This window comes from Thermococcus sp. AM4, from assembly GCF_000151205.2.
Lineage (GTDB): Archaea > Methanobacteriota_B > Thermococci > Thermococcales > Thermococcaceae > Thermococcus.
This window is the reverse complement of sequence record NC_016051.1, coordinates 1,047,505-1,065,590: the sequence shown is the minus strand read 5'-3', so window position 1 is coordinate 1,065,590 and position 18,086 is coordinate 1,047,505. Positions and strand designations below refer to the sequence as shown.

Below are 18,086 nucleotides of genomic sequence, written 5' to 3'. Positions count from 1 at the left end.
AGGGGCAGAGACTTTTATAAGGCTTTCCCACAACTCCAGCGGGGGGAGAGGATGGAAGGCGTGGGCTCAAACAAGGCAATCTACACCACCGACGTGCCCGAGGATAGGGTTGAGCTCGTGGAGACGATAGCCGGCCTCGAGAGGCCTGTGGTAATGTTCATCGGCGACGTGGACAGCGGTAAAACGACGTCCTTAACCTTCGTCGCCAACGGGCTCGTGAACCTTGGATACCGCGTTGGTATCGTGGACAGCGATCTCGGCCAGAAGGGCATACTCCCCCCCGCAACGATAAGCCTCGGCATAGCCGAGGAGAATTTCCCCAGCCTCTCCGAACTCGCGCCTTACCTTCATTACTTCATAGGAATAACAACTCCGGCCCAGTACATAGGTGAAACCGTCGTTGGCGTTAAGAGGCTCGTCGACGTTGCGAAATCCCTCGCGGATGTGGTTCTCGTAGACACGACCGGCTTTGTGACCGGGCCCGGTTTCGAGCTCAAGAGGCTCAAGATCGAGGCCGTTCGGCCGGATCTGACCGTTTTCATAGAGTCCACCGGCGAGAGGGAAAGGGCAATAGAGGAACTCATCGAGGTTTCCTCGCCGCTGACCGAGACGGTTCTCCTGAGGAGGAGCGACAAAGTTAGGCCCCATTCCCAGGAGGAGAGACGCGCTATAAGAACCGCCAAGTGGAGGGCATATTTCTCCGGCTCATCTCCCCTTATGGTGGATCTCTCCGTCCTGCGCGTCTCGGGGACGTCGATGTTCTCGGGAAGGCCCCTGACGGGGGAGGAGAAAGACCTCCTTGAGAGCCTTCACGACTGGATCGTTCTGGCCGGCTGGAAGGGGAAGGAAACCTACACCGTCGTTAAGGCCGACTCGGGGAGGAGGCCCTACAACAGGTCCGTTATCAAGGCGATCGACTTCGAGACCCTGAGCAACCTGCTGGTCGGCTTCATAGACGAGCTCGGCTTCTGCCTCGGCCTTGGCATCATCAAGTGGCCCCGCCTCAGCGAGGGTTTGCTCGAAGTCCTGACCCCCCTCGGCGAGGACGAGCTCTCCCGGGCAGTCGAGGTCCGTTTTGGAAGGATAAGGGTCACGGAGACGGGGGAAGAACTCGCCCTCCTCAGGCGCGAGGAGCTTTAGCAAACCTTTTTAAGTTCTCCAGTTAGGGTTTGTTAGGTGCGTCTAATGGAGCTGAGGGCCTTCGTGGAGATAACCCGACCCCACAACTGCACTTTAGCCGGGTTAGTTGGTGTTCTGGGTTCAATTGTCGCACTCGGTTCCCTCCCCGGGTGGAGGGTTCTCCTTCTCGTGTTCCTCGTCGTTGCCCTCGGCTGTGCGGGAGGAAACACCATCAACGACTACTTCGACTACGAGATCGACAGGATAAACCGCCCGGAGAGGCCCCTCCCGAGGGGCGCCATGGACAGGAGAACCGCCTTCTGGTACGCCATGTTTCTCTTCGCCCTTGGACTCCTCTCCGCCCTGCTGATATCGGTTGAGGCCTTCGCCTTCGCGCTCCTCGCGTACGTCACGATGTTCCTCTACGCCTGGAAGCTCAAGCCCCTCCCGTTCATAGGGAACCTAGCGGTTGCGGCCCTTACAGGAGCCACCCCCCTCTACGGTGCCATCGCGGTGGGGAAGTTCGGTTTGGCTGGAACGCTGGCGGTTTGTGCCTTTCTCGTTAACGTTGCGAGGGAGATCGTCAAGGACATAGAGGACGTCGAGGGGGACCTTAAGAAGGGCGCTAAAACGTTACCCATACTAATCGGCCGCAGAAAGGCCGCTTACGTGGCCTCGCTTTTCGGGATCGCGACGGTGATAGCTTCTTTCCTCCCCGTTAAGGCAGGTGTCGGCGTCGGCTACTACGCCATGGTTCCCGTCGATCTGATAATCCTTTACGCGGTTTACCTGATCCTCAGGAGCCAGGACAGGGAAACCGCCCACAGGTCACAGTTATTGCTCAAGGCGAGCATTTTCCTTGCGGTTTTCGCCTTCCTGATAGCCGCTTTGATGTGAGGTGATAGCATGGAGTTTAGGGATGAGATCGTTAGGAAGCTTGATGAAGACGGCCTCTGGACGGTCGTCACCTTCAAGACGCCCCACGGGCCGGGCGAGACTATGGAAAAGCTGGCAGAGGTCATCAGGAGCGCGGGGTGGAGGATTACCTTCAAGGCCAACTGGTGGACGGCCGACATACCCTACGGTCTCGTGAGGATAGACGCGGTCAAGGACGGAAGGGAGAAGATAATCCTCGGAAAGTGGGTCCTCGGAAGGGAGTGCAGGCTCATAAGGATCGAGAACATGGGTCTTGAGAAGGGAAGGGACGAGTTCTTCAGGATGGTCGACAGCATAACGTCAACGCTGATCCACGATCCGGTCATAAGGACGATGCGCGAACAATATTGAAAGGTCAGAGGGGTTCGTAGTAGCCGGTCTCCGGCTCGTATATTTCTCCCTCCGCCAGGAGTCTGGTTATGGCCTCCTCTACGATCTCCTCGTCGAACTCCTTGGAGAGCTTCTTCACTATGAACTTGTGCGAGAGGGGCTTGCCCTTCTCCCTGAGGAGCTTCATAACTGCCTCCTTGGCCTTTTCGAGCTCCGGGTTCTCTGCTGGCTTTTCCTCTTCCTCCTCGAAGAGCTCCTCCTCCAGTTCCATGCTCCTCTGCTCGAGCATGAGGGTGTAGAGCTCGTCGATCGTCATGAGGAGATCCTCGCTCACACCCTTGTTCCTCGCGATGACCTTGGCCTTGGCCGTTATGCCGTAGCGGTCGTAGATGTCGAAGGCTATCCTCGCCTTGCGGACGTGCTCGGCCTTCTCCTTGAGGGTCTCAAAGCGGTGGAGCACCATCATGTTCGGGTGAACCTTGGCGACGCCCTCGACGAGTATCTGCTTGTCGTCGCGCCACTCAGCAACTTTCCCGATGACCTGAACGAGGTCACCCTTCTTGACGAGCTTCACGAAGCGGGTGTTGTCCCTGAAGGCGAGAACCCATATCGTCGCAGTTCCATCGTCGATCTGGAACTTGCCGTAGGTTTCGTCGTCGCTTATGAAGGGTTCCCTCACCACGGTCGCGACGACCTTGACGCGGTAGACCTTTCTGGCGTCCTTCGTGATGAGGTAGTTGGGCTCGAGGTCACCGTCGCTCTTGACGTAGTAGCCATCGATGACGTCCTTGAGGTAGACCCTGCTAGCAGGGAGTCTCTTCTTCATTCCTCCTCACCCCCGAAGAAGGTGGCCATCTCCTCTATCCTGGGGAGGTACTTCCTCTCGAGCTCCCTTATCTCCTCCAGGGCCTCCAGATCGACGCCGGTGAAGTCCTGGATCACCTCACCGTAGATGTGGACGCTCTCGTCCCTGATGACCCTGCCTATGACCCTGACGAGCTGGCCGTTCTCGGGCAGGACGTTGTCCTCGCTTTCGATGAGTATGACCCCGGTTCCGTCGTCGAGCCAGAAGGTGTAGTCCATCTTGTCCACCTTGAAGGCCTTTCCGATGAGCGCAACCCTCGTGTCGTCCTCCCTTATTTCCGCTATCTTCCTCTCAACGGCCGGTTTTCTTCTCCTGAAACGGGTTTCGGCTTCCATCTACCTCACCCCTCGCCGCCATCGAGCATCTTCAGGGCCTCCTTCAGCTGGGCCCTCTCCATCGCTATCTCGCGCTTGAAGTCGAGGTCGTCCCACGTGAAGGCCTTGAGGATCAGCCCGAAGAACTTGTCGTCGATGACGTTGCCCCTCACGACTATCTCCCTTCCGAGTATCGTGTAGAACTTCTCCTCGGCCAGCTTCCTGGCGGCTTCTTTCAGCGTCGCCCCCGCATCGATCAGTTCCTTCTGCATCTCCTCGATCACGGCCGGATCCTCGCCGAGCAGATCCGCCGCCTCGTCGCCGAAGAGCGTCACCCTGATGTAACCGCTTCCGTCGTCGAGTCCGAAGTCGAGGACGGTCATCTTCACTGGTTCAACCTCGCCGTGTTCAATGCACACCCATGACTCGGTGGCCGGGTCGTAGTCCACTTTCCTCCTGCACTGCGGACAGGCGTTGTAAACCGTTACGCGGTAGACCCTCGCGATGGTTCCCCTGAGCTCAACGAAGCGCTCTCCCCCTTCGAGCTCTGCAATCTTAACGCGCCTGTAGTTGTAGCTCCTGACCTCCTCGAGGGGCGGTATCTCCTCCACCCTTGGATCGTCGCTCGGGTTGATTATGACCCTGCTCCTGAAGTTCACGTGGAGCTCTATCCCGTTCCTGCCCTCCCTGACGCTCGGGTTTATGACCTTGACGACGTCTCCGACGTTGATCTCGTTGTAGTACTTCCCGACCTGCGAATCCCAGAGAACGAGCCTCGCCTTGCCGGTGGCGTCGTAGATTATCAGGTTGGCCACCACCCCTCTGCTCCCGTCCCTCCTGGTGTACTCCCTCGGTGGATACTTCCTAAGGACCCTGCCCACTATGTTGACGCCGCTCATCCCCGGGACGAGATCCGCTATGTGGAGTGCCTCTTCCTCGCCTTCGAGGTTTATGCCGAGCTCCTCAGCGAGGAGCAGTGCAGCGGCATGCTCTCCAATGCCCTCGCGCTTCATTATCTCCCTTATCTTGAGGTCTATCTCCCTCTCGCTCATTCCGGTTTTGGACCGGATGAGCTCAAGGATTGCCTCCTTTGTGAGCACCGCCATAGAACTCACCTAAATGGTAATTGGCAGGTTGGGTATTTAAACCTTTCTCTGAGGGTTCCCCGGGTGCAGAGAAGGGCTTTCCTGCCTTCTAAAGGAGAAAGAGATACTGAGGGGCTCAGGAATTCTGAACCTCGGCTTTTTCGTTTTCTTTCTTGCCACCCTCGAGCTTCTCAATGATGTCGGTGTACTCGGCGTGGATGACCCTCTTGAAGGCCTCCTTTATGACGTTTGGATCGTTCTCGGGAAAGCCGTAGAGTTCGGCGAACTTCTGCGTTGTTCCGAGGATCTTGGTCCTCTCGTAGGGCTCGGCGTAGATGAGGCCCATCTCTATCAGCTTCTTTATGTGCTCGTAGGCCTGGCTTCCCCTCAACTTTACTATCTTGCTCTGCTCTATCGGCTGGAGATAAGCTATTAGCGCGAGGGTCTTCAGCTCGCCCGTCCTCAAGTCGGGCCTCGGCATGAGGTGGATAACCCTCTGGCTGTACTCCTGCTTCACCTGCATAACGAACTTATCCCCGAGAACCCTTACGACCTCTATGGCGCTCTTCCTCTCGGCGTACTCCGCCGCTATGAGCTCGATGAGCTTTTCGAGGTAGTCGAGGGATTTTATTCCCAGGGCCTTTGAGAGCTCCTTCAGGCTTAGGGGCCTTCCAGAAACGAAGAGCGCAGCCTCGACGAGGGCCTTGTCTTCAAGCAGTCCCATGATTTTCACCCTGAAAGAATAGGGGGAAGGGAATAAATAAAGTTTGCTGGCTCAGCGTCTTCTGATCAGTGGGAGAAGGGCGAGGAGAACTATTGACGCGGGGCCGCACTGTTTTGAATCATCGGCAACCTTCGCCGTCATTGTGCCCGAGCTCGTGCTCGTTCCGGATGGAGTTGAACTGAGGGATACATCCACAACCCGGAATGTAACGGGCAGGGATCCCATTTTGAAGTCGAGGTACAGCTTCTTCGCCTCCTCGAGGGTGGCTTTTCTGTCCTTCCCGACCCCGCTGATGGTGAGCCGGGTTGTGCTATCTTCGGCGGGATCGAACCTCAGGACGTAGGGCCCGTAGAGGTTGAGGATCCTCTTGACGAAGTTCTTGGTGCCCTCTCCAGTCTGAAGGGCGTAGTAAGAAACCTCGATGTTAATCTTTCTGGAGGAGAGGGTTCCTTTGACCTCGGTGTACAGTTTTTCTGGCACGTCGGCGAGGATAATCTTATCCTTGCCCAAGGCCGTGGCGTTATCAACGATCTCCCCAGCACTCTGGTTCTGGTACTCGATTACCGTAATGTTGAACGCCTCCTTGAGCCTTTCAACGAGCGGTTTTGGAGTCCCCTTTTTCGGTTCTCCCATGAAGTCCTGAGAGTTCATCTCCTGGTAAACCCTGGGTGAAACAACGAGGAGCGAATTCACCGGCGGGTCGAGGTAAATATCAGTCGGCCACCCAAGCTTACCAGAGGCCACCTCCTTAAACCTCGCCGTGACCTCCGGAGGGACCGTGAAATCAACCCTCCAGCAGGTGGGGCACATCTTCGGTTCAAGTCTGTAACCGGTGACGTTAACGCTCCTCCCCACAACGACGCCGTTGAACTCGATGTAAAGCCTTCCAAAGCTTTCGGCGATCCTTTTGATAGCCCCCACTTCTTCCGGGGTCACGTCCTCTGCTTTTATTCTGATGAGGTGGCCTTCCCCGGTCTCTTCCAGTTCAACCCGGAAATCGGAAATCCCCGTCAGGTTGATGCGCTCCCTCAGCAGAGAGACGGCCTCTCTGAGGACCTTAACGTCCACGGGCTTTTCGGGTTTTATGGCTAAGCTGGCCTTTCCCGGAGAGCTGACCGCGGCTACGGGGCTTAGAAGGAAAAGACCCGCCAGCAGAACCGCCACTATGAGGGTAACGGTTCTCAAAGGCATCTCCCCCGGGGCGTATTCCAACTTCAATTGGTTGTGGACTTTAAAAATTTGTTGAAAAAAAGAGGGGATCGGGTCAGTTCCTCCTTCTCCTAAAAAGGAGGGGAACAACCGCTAAAACCGCTATCGCGCCCGGCCCGCAGAGGCTCCATCCGCTCGACTTGCCGGGCTTGAACTTTACGTCTATTCCGCTGAACTCCTCAAGGAGGTGCTGCACGTCCTCGTCCGATGCCCCGTAGTAGATGTACGTGTTCGCCTTTATCAGGAGCCTGTTCCCTTCGAGCTTGACGTCCAGTTTGAAGGTGTTCCCGTGTATGTCCCGGGTTGTTGAGTTGGGGTAGGCAACGAACTTCCACCCGTCTGGGAGCTTGACCTCCGCGAAGAAGGTGTAGTTGAACTCGGCGTTTGAGCGCAGGTAGATCCTGCTCATCAGCCCCATCGTCGGGTCGAGGTGGAGAACGTAGGTGCCGTTTTCCAGCTTGGTGTAGTTGTTGAGGATGAACCTCGCCTCAACGAGGAGCGGTCCCGTTGTGTTAACGTTCTTCACGTTCACACCGGCCCCGAGAACGTCGGCGCCCATGTTCTTGAACATCTGGACGTAGTTCTTCAGCAGGGCCTGCTCAAAGTTCCTGACGCCGTACTGGAGGATCTGGATCTTCTGGGCCAGAACCGCGTTCCTCGGCTCAACGTACTCGTCCCTGAGGGTCAGCACGACGGTGCCGTTCTTGAGGACTTCAACGGTGACGTTCTCGTTGAGGACGCTCCTCGGGTACTCCTCCTGGCCCCTGTATGGCGTCTGGTAGGTTATGGAGAAGCCCTTGTAGTCGCCGAAGAGCCACTGGTAGCCCTCAACCTTGAGGTATGGCTCGAGGTCTATAACCGACTCGACGATGACCTTGTTGCCCTCCACCTTGGGGGTGACCTCAAAGTAGCTCTGGTTGTACGTCCTCCTGTACGGGAGGGGGTACGAGAGTAGTGTCGCGTTCGGCGGCAGCTCGATGACGAACTTGTTGTGGAGTATCACCCTGTACGGGTAGCTTATGTCGGGAGACGCGATGTGAGAGTAGCCCCTCGTCGGGTCGATAAGAACCTCCCAGAAGTTGCCGTGGGAGTAGTACTTCGCAACACCTTCGGCCTTTGCCCGGAATATCACCGTTATGTTGTTGCCCTCCCTGATGCCCTTGACCTCTATCGTCTGGTTCTCGGTTCTGAGGCCCGACTCCCCCAGTCCCTGAATGTAGCCCTGGAGCATCTGCTGGGCGTAGAGCTTGGTGGCGTTCTCGACGCTCCCGTTGGTCTGGTTGAGGAGCTTCTCTATGAGCTCGTGTATCTTATCCTTGGGCCCTTTCCAGACGGTGATGAGCGTTATGTTGGCGTTACCGTTCTTGTCAAGCTGGATGTAGAAGGTGTAATCCTGAACGAACGCGTTTTCATTCGTCCCTTCCGCGGAGACTCCCGCGAGGGGGATGAGGAGTATTCCAATCAAAAGAACTCCAAGCAGTCGTCTGTCCATTCCAATACCTCCTTGAGTGGGTCTTGAAGACCACTAACTACCGTTCCGGTGGGGGTATTTAACTTTATCCAAAAAAGAATTAGTGGGGAGCTACCACCTGCTCTCGTCGAGCTCCCCCTCGGTCTTGGCAACTATCACCGTCCCGGTCAGGTCGCCGGTGACGTTAACCATCGTCCTGCCCATGTCGAGTATCGCGTCGATGCCGAGTATCATTGCATAAGCTAAGGCAACGGGGCTTCCGGGGCTGAGGTCGAGGCCGACGCTCTGGAGGACCATCGCGAGCATTATCGCTCCGGCACCGGGAACACCGGCAGTTCCTATCGAGGCGAGCACCGCTGTAAGAACCACTATCAGCTGCTGGCTCAGCGTGAGCGGGTGGCCGATGGCGTTGGCGACGAAGAGAACAGTTACCCCCTGATAGAGCGCGGTTCCGTCCATGTTTATCGTGGCACCTAACGGAAGGGTGAAGGAGTAAATTCCCCTGTCAACGCCCATCTCCTCGTCGGCGACGCGCATCGTGACGGGCAGGGTCCCGCTCGAGCTCCTCGTGACGAAGGCGGTGAGCATGGCATCTTTGGCCTTCTTGATGAACTTGAGCGGGTCGATGCCGAAGATCTTGAGCAGGATGAAGTACGTTATGACGATCTGCAGGAAGAGGCCGAGGTAAACCGCAACGACCACTTTGGTGAGCGGGCCGACGACCTTCAGACCTTCCCTGGCCATCACGTAGGCTATCAGCGCGAAGACGCCTATCGGCGCGTACTGCATGACGCCGCCGACGATGAGGTACATAGCCTCGGCCAGGCCGTCGAAGACCCGGAGAAGGGTTTCCGCCGACTTTCTAACGCGCTCCTCCCGCCTGTTCATGAGGTAGGTTATCGCTATTCCCAGGATTATGGCGAAGAAGATTACCTGGAGAACCGCTCCGCTGGTCAGTGAGGCGAACGGGTTGGTGGGCACTATGTTGAGGAGCGTCTGGACGAGGGAGGGGCTTTTAGCCTCGATGGCCTTGCCCGTTCCCGAGCCGAGGTGGACGTTCGCTCCAACGTTGAAGAGCCTGCCGACGATGAGGCCGAAGAACACCGCCATCGCTGAGGTTGCGAGGTAGTAGAGTATTATCTTGAGGCCGACGCGACCGAGGCGGGCGGGGCTTATGCTGGCCGCACCGACGACGAGCGATGCCAGTATGATCGGCATCACGAGCATCTTCAGCAGCCTGACGAACAGGTCACCGAAGGGCTTGATGTACGTTGCCACGAAGTCGGTCCAGCCGAAGTGGCCAGCGACCAGTCCAAAGATGGCACCAAGAATCAAACCGTAGAGTATCTTCCACAGAACCGGGTAGTCTAGATACCTCCTCAGCATTCCCATGATCATCCCCCGGGCCTATTTGATGAATAGCCCAAACTCAATAGGTGACAAGAACAGTCTTTAAGTTTTCCACAAAATTTTCGTCAAAAAGACAAAAACTATCCGAAGCGCAGGGACACGTCTCCGTAGAGAACCCTGACGGTGCCTTCCGCCCCCTCGACCATCAGTGCCCCGGATTCGTCTATATCCACCGCGGTTCCCTCGGCGATCACCTTTCCTTCTTCGATGATCCTTACCCTCTTCCCGAGCACGGCACTCCTGTTCCTTACGGCCTTCAGTATCTCCCCGTGTCTTCCGCTCCTGAACAGACCGTACCAGCGTGACAGGTTTCTCAGAAGTTTCTCCAGCAGTTCCTCCAGATCGACGTTCCTTCCCAGGATTTCCCCCATCGAAACCGCGCTCTCCTTGAGTTCATCGGGAATCTCGTTGTTCGCGTTGAGTCCGATACCTATGAGGGCGAAGCGGCCGAACCTGCACTCGCTCAGGATTCCGGCTATCTTCCTGCCATTAACGAGGACGTCGTTCGGCCACTTCAGCTCGCCCCTGATCCCGTATTCGTGAAGCGTGTCGAGTACCGCCAATGCACCAACGAAAACGAGCTTGGGCAGGTGCTCCGGGTTGGATCTCGGCTTCAGAATCGCCGTCATCCAGAGGCCACCTTCGGGGGAGGCCCATTTCCTCCCCTTTCGCCCCTTTCCGGACCTCTGCCTCCTCGCTACGACAACGGTGCCTTCCGGCACGTCCTCCGCGATCTCCCTTGCGTAATCGTTGGTAGAACCGACCTCCGTGAGCCTTATCACGTTCCACCTCACGTCGAACACCCATTCATCACTCGTCGAAACCCTTTAAACCGTTTCCGGGGAAAACCTTAAATCCCTCAAATCAATATATCACTCACGGTGATGCAAATGGATCCCTACCAGAGCGTTGGTATCCGGAGGAGACTCCGGCGGTTTTTTAGAAGGGACGGAAGGGCCCTAATCTTCGCGATGGACCACGGCTTCGAGCACGGACCGACCGATTTTGAGGAGCACTGGGAGCACGTTAACCCGAGGATAATCCTCCGCAAGGTTGTCAGGGCCGGGATAGACGGCGTGATGATGCTCCCCGGAATCGCGAGGATCGCCGGCGATGAGGTCAAGCCCAACGTCGGTTTGATGATAAAGCTCACCAGTAAGACCAATCTCCGCCCCAAGGAGGAACAGCTCCTCCAGAGCCAGCTCGGCTTCGTTGAGGATGCCGTGAAGCTCGGCGCCGACGCGATAGCGGCGACCGTCTACTGGGGTTCACCTCAGGAGGACGTCATGATGCGTCAGTTCGCGGAGATAGCGAGCTACGCCCACGACCTCGGCTTCCCGGTTGTGCAGTTCGCCTATCCAAGGGGCCCGTACATCAACGAAAAGTACGGAAAGAAAGAGGACTACCGCGTCGTCATGTACGGTGCGAGAGCTGCAGCAGAGAGCGGTGCGGACATGATAAAGACCTACTGGACCGGCTCAAAGGAGACCTTTGCAAAGGTCGTCGATGCAGCAGCTGGCGTTCCCGTTCTCCTTAGCGGAGGAGCGAAGACGGAAAACCCCGTTGATTTCCTCAAGCTCGTGTGGGAGGTCATAGAGGCCGGTGGCTCTGGAGCGGTCGTCGGAAGGAACATCTTCCAGCGCGAGAACCCGGAGCCCTTCATAAAGGCCCTTCTCAGGGTAGTCCACAGGAACGAGGACCCTGAGGAGGCGGCGAAGGCAGAGGGCCTGCTCTGATTTCGGCGATTGTCTAACTCTTCTTCTTTTTCTGTCGTAAGGCTTTTAAGGCCGTGTACTTTTCTGGACACGGGAGGTGATGGAGTTGGCGAGGGTTGAGATTATAGACACGACTTTCCGTGACGCTCATCAGTCGCTCATAGCGACGAGGATGACGACGGAGGATATGCTTAAGGTAGCGGAGACAATGGACAAAATAGGCTTCTACTCGATGGAGGTTTGGGGCGGGGCCACCTTCGACGTCTGCATACGCTATCTCAAGGAAGACCCCTGGGAGAGGTTAAGGCTCCTCAGGGAGCACATAAGGAAGACGAAGCTCCAAATGCTGCTGAGGGGTCAGAACGTCGTCGGTTACAGGCATTATCAGGACGACGTCGTCGAGAAGTTCGTGGAGCTTGCCCACAAGAACGGAATAGACATATTCAGGATTTTCGACGCCCTCAACGACGTCAGGAACATGGAAGTGGCAATAAAAAAGGCCAAAGAAGTTGGGGCGGAGGTTCAGGGGGCGATAGCTTACACAACCGGCAAAGTCTTCACGCTGGAGTACTACATGAAGAAGGTCGAGGAGCTCCTAAGGCTTGACGTTGATGTCATAACGATTAAGGACATGGCGGGCCTTTTGACTCCCTGGAAGGCCTACGAGCTGGTCAGCGAGATAAAGGAGACCTACGGCGTCCCGGTTAACGTCCACACCCACTCGACCACTGGAATGGCGGTGGCGACCTACCTGAAGGCGGTGGAAGCCGGAGCCGACTACATAGACACCGCCATAAGCCCGCTCGCCTTTGGAACCGCCCAGCCTGGAATACAGACGATATGGCACGCCCTTCCCGAGGCGGTAGGAAGCCACCTCGACAGGGAGCTAATCCACCGGGTTTCCCGCTACCTCAAGAAACTGCTCGAGGAGAAGTACTGGGGGTTACTTCACAAGGAGACGCTCATGGTGAACCCCTACGTCCTCAAGTACCAGGTTCCCGGCGGAATGTTCTCCAACCTCATCGCCCAGCTCAAGGAGATGAACGCCCTCGACAGGCTCGATGAGGTTCTCGAGGAGATTCCGCGCGTTAGGGAAGATTTGGGCTGGCCACCGCTCGTGACGCCGACGAGCCAGATAGTTGGAACGCAGGCCGTCCTCAACGTCCTCTTTGGCCGATACAAGCAGATAACACAGGGGGTCAAGGACTACATCAGGGGACTCTACGGAAGGCCGCCGGCGGAGATAAACCCGGAACTCAAAAGGCTCGTTCTCGGCGACGAGGAGCCGATAACCGAGAGGCCGGGAAGCCTGCTCAAGCCCCAACTCGAGGAGTGCAGGAGGAAGCTCGAGGAACTCGGTTACCTCCACAAGGAGGAGGACGTTCTAACCTACTGCCTCTTCCCAGAGGTAGCCCTCGAGTTCTTCAGGGTGAGGGCTGAAGGGCGGGTGAAGGTCGAACCGCCCAAGAAGGCCTCGAAGGTGAAGATATACGTCAACGGTGTCGAGTTCGAGGTCGGTATCGAGGGCGTAGATTTGAACGCGCTCAGATACCTATCGGGGGTTCAGGGGGCCGTTCCGGTTCAGGTCAGCGCTCCATCAGCAGCTCCTGCGTCGGTTCCTGTCTCCGCTCCGGCGCCGGCTCCTTCGCCGGCCCCCGCGAGTGCCTCGCCCAACACAGTTACCGCCCCAATGCCCGGGAAAATCCTGAGGGTTCTCGTGAGCGAGGGGCAGGAGGTCAAGACTGGCCAGGGTTTGGTTGTGCTTGAGGCCATGAAGATGGAGAACGAGATTCCGGCTCCGAAAGATGGCGTTGTGAAGAAAATCTACGTGAAGGAAGGGGACACCGTGAACACCGGCGACCCACTCGTAGAACTCGGGTGAGCAAAACCCTAATATACCCTTTCCTTTACTCACTCCAGGTGATACATGTGGGTAGAAAGGTTGCCCTCGCGCTCCTCCTTCTCCTGATCGGCGGGGTTCTCGCCGCCGGCTGTCTCGGTGGAGGAACCTCGAAAACGAGTTCGAGTCCAATTAGCCAATCGTCCACCACGGCGGTCCCCTCCACGACGACTGAATCAACGACCTCCACGCAGTACTCAACAACTACAACCTCAACAACATCAATCACAACCACAACTACCACTGAATCCACAGCGACCGCGACAACGACCCCCACTCCGGCCCGCGAGTACAGGGTCATCTACCTCTCGGGTTCCTCCGGTTCCTGTCCGCCGGGCAAGGTTCCGGTGGAGTTCGTCTATGACCCGGGAAACAAGACGGTGAAGATGGTCAGCCTCAGGGGCACTTTCAACGGCTGGAGCCAGTGGCTGATGCACAAAAAGCCGGACGGGAAGTGGTACCTCAGGATCTGCCTCAAGCCGGGAACCTACGAGTACAAGTTCTACGTCGACGGCCACTGGATAGAGGACATGTCCAAGGCAGATCCAACGGCAGATGGCTACGTCGATGACGGCTACGGCGGGAAGAACGCGATAAAGGTGGTAAAGGGCGAATCGGCGCTGAAGATCGAGCACAATCCCCTCGATCCGGCGTACCTCTCAATAGCCGACAACAGAACCGTGGTGCGCTTCGAGGTCGATCCCGGGCTGGTTGATTCGGCGGTTCTGGTAACTACCATCGGGAACTTCACGATGGAGAAGCAGGTCTGGTGGGATTCCGGTGAGGTCTGGCGCGCCGAGCTTCCTGTGAGGGCCTTCGACTACCACTTCGTGCTCGATGTGAACGGAACCGAGTTCGTGGTCCTCAACAGCTCCAAAGCCAAGTACTTCCACTTCGACGGCACGAACCGCTTCCCCCAGCTCGAGTGGGTCAGCAGGGCCATTGGCTACCAGATCTTCCCGGACAGGTTCTTCAACGGCAACCGGAGCAACGATGCCCTCGCACTCGACCACGACGAGCTGATCTACAACCAGATGACGAACGAAAAGCCGATCCTCTCCAACTGGAGCGATCCGATAACGCCGCTTCACTGCTGCCACCAGTACTTCGGAGGGGACATAGCGGGCATAACTGAGAAACTCGATTACCTCAGCTCCCTTGGAGTGAAGCTCATCTACCTGAACCCGATCTTTCTCTCGGGCAGCGTTCACGGCTACGACACCTACGACTACTACCGGGTTGATCCGAAGTTCGGAACCGAGGCCGAGCTCAAGCTCTTCCTCACCGAGGCCCACAGGAGGGGTATAAGGGTGATCTTTGACTTCGTGCCGGATCACAGCGGAATCGGGGCGGAGCAGTTCCTTGACGTGTGGAAAAACGGCAGGAAGAGCCCCTACTGGCACTGGTACTTCATAAAGCGCTGGCCCTTCAAGCTCGGTGACGGGAGCGCCTACGAGGGCTGGTGGGGGCTGGGAAGCCTTCCAAAGCTGAACACGACGAACCCCGAGGTGAAGGATTACCTCTTTGGCGCGGCAATGAAGTGGCTCGACTTCGGCTTCGACGGGATCAGAGTGGACACCCCCGCGGACCTCGTGAACGCCGACGAGTTCTTCCGCGAGTTCAGGGAGAGGATCAAGGAGAGGCATCCCGACGCCTACCTCGTAGGGGAGATCTGGACGCTCTCGCCCGAGTGGGTTAGGGGAGATAAATTCGACTCCCTCATGAACTACGCCCTCGGAAGGGACATCCTCCTGCCCTACGCCCGGGGAACCCTCAGCGGAAAAACGGCCCTCAACCTGCTCGGGAAGTACTACGCCTCGTACGGTGAAAACGTGGTTGCCATGGGCTTCAACCTCGTCGATTCCCACGACACGTCGAGGGCCCTGACCGATCTCGGCGGCGGGGAACTTGGAGAGGAGCCAAAGCCCGAAGCCGTTAAAAGGCTCAAGCTCCTCTCCGCCCTGCTCTACACGCTGCCGGGCATGCCTGTGACGTTCCAGGGCGACGAGTGCGGCTTTCTGGGGGACAAAAACCACTACGACGAGCAGCGCTATCCACTCCAGTGGGACGAGTGCAACACCAGCCTCGTTGAGCACTACAGGAGCCTTGGAAAGCTAAGGGAGAGCGTCCCCGCCCTGACCAGCAGCAAGATAAGCTTTTACATGGCGAAAGACGGCGTAATTGCATTTTTCCGCGGACACGGGAACGAGGTTCTCGTTGTGGCCAACAACGGGGAGGCACGGGCGGAGATACCCCTTCCCCCTGGAACGTGGGAGGAGGTGTGGCCCGGGAGCGGGAGCTACAGCAACAGCCTTGACGTCCCGCCCGTGAGCCTGATCGTTCTCCGCAGGGGCTGACCCCTTTTCTTTTCTCTGCCCAGATCTGGGGCGAAAGCTTAATAAACCCAGCTTTCCAAGTTTTTTGCCCCTTGCCGGAAGGCTTAATAGCCGGAAGGGAGAAAAATCCGTTGAGGTGGTTGGAAATGGTTGAGAAGTTCGACAAGATATACGACTACTACGTGGACAAGGGCTACGAGCCGAACAAGAAGAGGGACATAATAGCGGTTTTCCGCGTTACCCCTGCTGAGGGATACACCATCGAGGCGGCCGCAGGTGCAGTCGCCGCCGAGAGCTCGACCGGAACCTGGACGACCCTTTACCCCTGGTACGAGCAGGAGCGCTGGGCCGACCTTTCAGCTAAGGCCTACGACTTCATCGACATGGGCGACGGAAGCTGGATCGTCAGGATCGCCTACCCGTTCCACGCCTTCGAGGAGTGGAATTTACCGGGCCTTCTCGCGAGTATAGCCGGAAACGTCTTCGGAATGAAGCGCGTTAAGGGTCTTCGCCTTGAGGACCTCTACATTCCCGAGATAGTCCTCAGGAACTTCAACGGGCCGGCCTTCGGTATCGAGGGCGTCAGGAAGATGCTCGAAATCTATGACAGACCCCTCTACGGCGTCGTCCCCAAGCCCAAGGTAGGCTACTCGCCGGAGGAGTTTGAAAAGCTAGCCTACGAGCTCCTCTCCAACGGTGCGGACTACATGAAGGACGACGAGAACCTCACGAGCCCCTGGTACAACCGCTTCGACGAGAGGGCGGAGATAGTGGCGAGGGTCATCGACAAGGTCGAGAACGAGACCGGCGAGAAGAAGACCTGGTTCGCCAACATCACCGCAGACGTTCGCGAGATGGAGAGGCGCCTTGAGATTCTGGCAGACCTCGGACTCAAGCACGCGATGGTTGACGTCGTCATAACCGGCTGGGGAGCGCTCGAGTACATCCGCGACCTGGCGGCCGACTACGGGCTGGCCATTCACGGCCACAGGGCGATGCACGCGGCCTTCACGAGGAACAAGTACCACGGCATCTCGATGTTCGTCCTGGCCAAGCTCTACAGGATTATAGGAATTGACCAGCTCCACGTTGGAACCGCCGGCGCCGGAAAGCTCGAGGGTGGAAAATGGGACGTCATCCAGAACGCGAGGATTCTCAGGGAGGAAACCTACACCCCGGACGAGAACGACGTCTTCCACCTCGAGCAGAAGTTCTACGGCATGAAGCCAGCCTTCCCGACCAGCTCAGGCGGTCTCCACCCGGGCAACATCGAGCCGGTCATAGAGGCCCTCGGAAAGGACATTGTTTTACAGCTCGGCGGTGGAACCCTCGGCCACCCGGACGGACCGGGAGCGGGAGCGAGGGCGGTAAGACAGGCCATCGACGCCATAATGCAGGGAATCCCGCTCGACGAGTACGCCAAGACCCACAAGGAGCTCGCTCGCGCCCTCGAGAAGTGGGGCCACGTCACGCCGGTCTGATCGTTGCCTCTTTTCGCTCTTTCTCCGTTTTCTTCTGTATTTCAAAAAAGGGAATCAGAGGGCCGAGACGTGGAACAGGTTCTCCATGAGCCTTCCGAAGAGGTAGCTCAGGAAGGCCGCTCCAAGCCCTGTCGAGACCATCTCGGCTATCTTGGTCTTCAGGGAGATGCCCGAGAGGAGGGCTATTAGAGTCGCGACCACCGCGAGCGCGGCCCCGGCGAGGCCTATCGAGATTGGAAGTGCCACGAGGGAAGACGGGGCCAAGAAGTACGGGAGTACCGGAAAGAGAACACCGAGCAGGTACGCCAGTCCGGTGTAGACCGCAGACCGAACCTCGTTTTCTTCACCCCCTTCCCCCACGAGGAGCCTCATTATTGCGTCGTGGTTGGAGGAGAGCCTCTCGGCCACCTCCCCCGCGACGTCCTCGGGTATTCCGACTTCGGTCAGCTTTTCGAAGAGCTCCTCCTTCGCCCGCTCGGGGGACACCTTGAAGAGAACCTCCATGCGCCTTCTCACGCTCTCGTTGACCTGCCTCTGGGATCTAACGGATATGAAGGCCCCTATTGCCATAGAGAGGGCCCCTGCGACGCCGACGATGAGGCCGCTTATACCTACAACCCTCGGAGAGTTCACGTAGACGGCCGAAAGCCCCGTAACGGCCCCGAGGAGCTCCACCAGGCCATCGTTCATCCCGAGGACTAAGTCCCTGACGTTCTCCGCATGGAAGCGCCTTTTGGTCTCGGCGAAGAAGTGCTCGTGTTCCAGCTCATCGAGGATAACCTTCGACAGCTCGATCCTCTCCTCCTCGCTTAAATCGAAGCTCGTTAGAAAGCGGTAGTACTTCTCGATGGCCGAGTTCTCCCCCATCTCGAGGAGCGATGCGACGGCGCCGGGACCGAGGAGTTTCCGGAGCAGCCTTACGGACGTTATCTTAAGGCGTCCAACCCTGACCCTCGGAACTTCAGCGTTTCTCCTCCTGAGGAAATCGTGCCAGAACTTGGCGTGCTTCGCCTCTATGTTCGAAAGCCTCAGGAACTCGTTCCTCAACCTCTCGTCCTTCTCCACTTTCGCGAGGCTCGAATAGAGAACCGAGTCCTGGTACTCGTCCGCGTAAAACTTCCTCGCGAGCTCGATCTCCTCCATCCTCTCACCCCTCAGATCTCGTCTCGGGATCAGAAAAACGTTCCGGCA

General features: G+C 57.5%; 16 protein-coding genes. 7 read left to right on the top strand and 9 right to left on the bottom strand.

Annotated features, from left to right (window positions below):
* The first annotated feature begins 51 nt into the window (after positions 1–51).
* From TAM4_RS05695 to TAM4_RS05685, 3 genes are read left to right on the top strand one after another with little or no spacing between them, the layout of a single operon-like run.
* Positions 52–1,140 (top strand): Clp1/GlmU family protein, encoded by a 1,089-nt coding sequence (locus tag TAM4_RS05695; RefSeq protein WP_048150070.1) that lies wholly within the window; start codon positions 52–54, stop codon positions 1,138–1,140.
* 45 nt (positions 1,141–1,185) lie between these two features.
* Positions 1,186–2,016: a geranylgeranylglycerol-phosphate geranylgeranyltransferase gene (locus tag TAM4_RS05690; protein ID WP_014122296.1), complete on the top strand. Its 831-nt coding sequence runs from the start codon at positions 1,186–1,188 to the stop codon at positions 2,014–2,016.
* A gap of 9 nt (positions 2,017–2,025) precedes the next feature.
* The gene (locus TAM4_RS05685) at positions 2,026–2,406 is read left to right on the top strand and encodes a hypothetical protein (RefSeq protein WP_014122295.1); all 381 of its coding nucleotides are present in this window, start codon (positions 2,026–2,028) and stop codon (positions 2,404–2,406) included.
* Between the two features lie 4 nt (positions 2,407–2,410).
* Here the strand turns inward: TAM4_RS05685 and TAM4_RS05680 are convergent, their stop codons facing one another.
* From TAM4_RS05680 to TAM4_RS05645, 8 genes are all read right to left on the bottom strand, one after another.
* Complete coding sequence (locus TAM4_RS05680; protein WP_014122294.1) at positions 2,411–3,211, bottom strand: OB-fold nucleic acid binding domain-containing protein; 801 nt, start codon at positions 3,209–3,211, stop codon at positions 2,411–2,413.
* The gene (locus TAM4_RS05675) at positions 3,208–3,585 is read right to left on the bottom strand and encodes a replication factor A complex, RPA14 subunit (RefSeq protein WP_014122293.1); all 378 of its coding nucleotides are present in this window, start codon (positions 3,583–3,585) and stop codon (positions 3,208–3,210) included. The genes TAM4_RS05680 and TAM4_RS05675 overlap by 4 nt, the downstream gene beginning before the upstream one ends.
* Positions 3,586–3,590: 5 nt before the next feature.
* Positions 3,591–4,670, bottom strand: a complete 1,080-nt coding sequence (locus tag TAM4_RS05670) for an OB-fold nucleic acid binding domain-containing protein (protein ID WP_014122292.1) — start codon at positions 4,668–4,670, stop codon at positions 3,591–3,593.
* Between the two features lie 115 nt (positions 4,671–4,785).
* Positions 4,786–5,373, bottom strand: a complete 588-nt coding sequence (gene scpB / locus TAM4_RS05665; protein ID WP_014122291.1) for an SMC-Scp complex subunit ScpB — start codon at positions 5,371–5,373, stop codon at positions 4,786–4,788.
* A gap of 51 nt (positions 5,374–5,424) precedes the next feature.
* Entirely contained in the window at positions 5,425–6,564 is a 1,140-nt protein-coding gene (locus tag TAM4_RS05660) for a CGP-CTERM sorting domain-containing protein (protein WP_237702062.1), read from the bottom strand.
* A 73-nt stretch (positions 6,565–6,637) separates the two neighbouring features.
* The gene (locus tag TAM4_RS05655) at positions 6,638–8,074 is read right to left on the bottom strand and encodes a CGP-CTERM sorting domain-containing protein (protein WP_014122289.1); all 1,437 of its coding nucleotides are present in this window, start codon (positions 8,072–8,074) and stop codon (positions 6,638–6,640) included.
* A 90-nt stretch (positions 8,075–8,164) separates the two neighbouring features.
* Positions 8,165–9,445 carry a dicarboxylate/amino acid:cation symporter gene (locus TAM4_RS05650; protein WP_014122288.1) on the bottom strand — a complete coding sequence of 427 codons (1,281 nt, stop codon included), beginning with the start codon at positions 9,443–9,445 and terminating at the stop codon, positions 8,165–8,167.
* 98 nt (positions 9,446–9,543) lie between these two features.
* A complete protein-coding gene (locus TAM4_RS05645) occupies positions 9,544–10,266 on the bottom strand; it encodes a biotin--[acetyl-CoA-carboxylase] ligase (RefSeq protein ID WP_014122287.1) in 723 nt (240 codons plus the stop codon).
* 87 nt (positions 10,267–10,353) lie between these two features.
* Between TAM4_RS05645 and fba the strand changes: the two genes are divergently transcribed.
* From fba to rbcL, 4 genes are all read left to right on the top strand, one after another.
* Positions 10,354–11,199, top strand: a complete 846-nt coding sequence (gene fba / locus TAM4_RS05640) for a class I fructose-bisphosphate aldolase (RefSeq protein ID WP_014122286.1) — start codon at positions 10,354–10,356, stop codon at positions 11,197–11,199.
* 85 nt (positions 11,200–11,284) lie between these two features.
* Positions 11,285–13,060, top strand: coding sequence for a pyruvate/oxaloacetate carboxyltransferase (locus tag TAM4_RS05635; RefSeq protein WP_014122285.1), 1,776 nt, complete (start codon positions 11,285–11,287; stop codon positions 13,058–13,060).
* 47 nt (positions 13,061–13,107) lie between these two features.
* Positions 13,108–15,435: an alpha-amylase family glycosyl hydrolase gene (locus TAM4_RS05630; protein ID WP_237702061.1), complete on the top strand. Its 2,328-nt coding sequence runs from the start codon at positions 13,108–13,110 to the stop codon at positions 15,433–15,435.
* A 125-nt stretch (positions 15,436–15,560) separates the two neighbouring features.
* Positions 15,561–16,895 carry a type III ribulose-bisphosphate carboxylase gene (rbcL, locus tag TAM4_RS05625; RefSeq protein ID WP_014122283.1) on the top strand — a complete coding sequence of 445 codons (1,335 nt, stop codon included), beginning with the start codon at positions 15,561–15,563 and terminating at the stop codon, positions 16,893–16,895.
* A gap of 54 nt (positions 16,896–16,949) precedes the next feature.
* Here the strand turns inward: rbcL and TAM4_RS05620 are convergent, their stop codons facing one another.
* Positions 16,950–18,038, bottom strand: a complete 1,089-nt coding sequence (locus TAM4_RS05620) for a VIT1/CCC1 transporter family protein (RefSeq protein WP_014122282.1) — start codon at positions 18,036–18,038, stop codon at positions 16,950–16,952.
* Positions 18,039–18,086: the final 48 nt, after the last annotated feature.

What these genes read in the sequence shown, in the direction of transcription:
- TAM4_RS05695 (WP_048150070.1), top strand. Translation starts at nt 52, where the DNA reads ATGGAAGGCGTGGGCTCAAACAAGGCAATCTACACCACCGACGTGCCC.
- TAM4_RS05690 (WP_014122296.1), top strand. Translation starts at nt 1,186, where the DNA reads ATGGAGCTGAGGGCCTTCGTGGAGATAACCCGACCCCACAACTGCACT.
- TAM4_RS05685 (WP_014122295.1), top strand. Translation starts at nt 2,026, where the DNA reads ATGGAGTTTAGGGATGAGATCGTTAGGAAGCTTGATGAAGACGGCCTC.
- TAM4_RS05680 (WP_014122294.1), bottom strand. Translation starts at nt 3,211, where the DNA reads ATGAAGAAGAGACTCCCTGCTAGCAGGGTCTACCTCAAGGACGTCATC.
- TAM4_RS05675 (WP_014122293.1), bottom strand. Translation starts at nt 3,585, where the DNA reads ATGGAAGCCGAAACCCGTTTCAGGAGAAGAAAACCGGCCGTTGAGAGG.
- TAM4_RS05670 (WP_014122292.1), bottom strand. Translation starts at nt 4,670, where the DNA reads ATGGCGGTGCTCACAAAGGAGGCAATCCTTGAGCTCATCCGGTCCAAA.
- scpB (WP_014122291.1), bottom strand. Translation starts at nt 5,373, where the DNA reads ATGGGACTGCTTGAAGACAAGGCCCTCGTCGAGGCTGCGCTCTTCGTT.
- TAM4_RS05660 (WP_237702062.1), bottom strand. Translation starts at nt 6,564, where the DNA reads ATGCCTTTGAGAACCGTTACCCTCATAGTGGCGGTTCTGCTGGCGGGT.
- TAM4_RS05655 (WP_014122289.1), bottom strand. Translation starts at nt 8,074, where the DNA reads ATGGACAGACGACTGCTTGGAGTTCTTTTGATTGGAATACTCCTCATC.
- TAM4_RS05650 (WP_014122288.1), bottom strand. Translation starts at nt 9,445, where the DNA reads ATGGGAATGCTGAGGAGGTATCTAGACTACCCGGTTCTGTGGAAGATA.
- fba (WP_014122286.1), top strand. Translation starts at nt 10,354, where the DNA reads ATGGATCCCTACCAGAGCGTTGGTATCCGGAGGAGACTCCGGCGGTTT.
- rbcL (WP_014122283.1), top strand. Translation starts at nt 15,561, where the DNA reads ATGGTTGAGAAGTTCGACAAGATATACGACTACTACGTGGACAAGGGC.
- TAM4_RS05620 (WP_014122282.1), bottom strand. Translation starts at nt 18,038, where the DNA reads ATGGAGGAGATCGAGCTCGCGAGGAAGTTTTACGCGGACGAGTACCAG.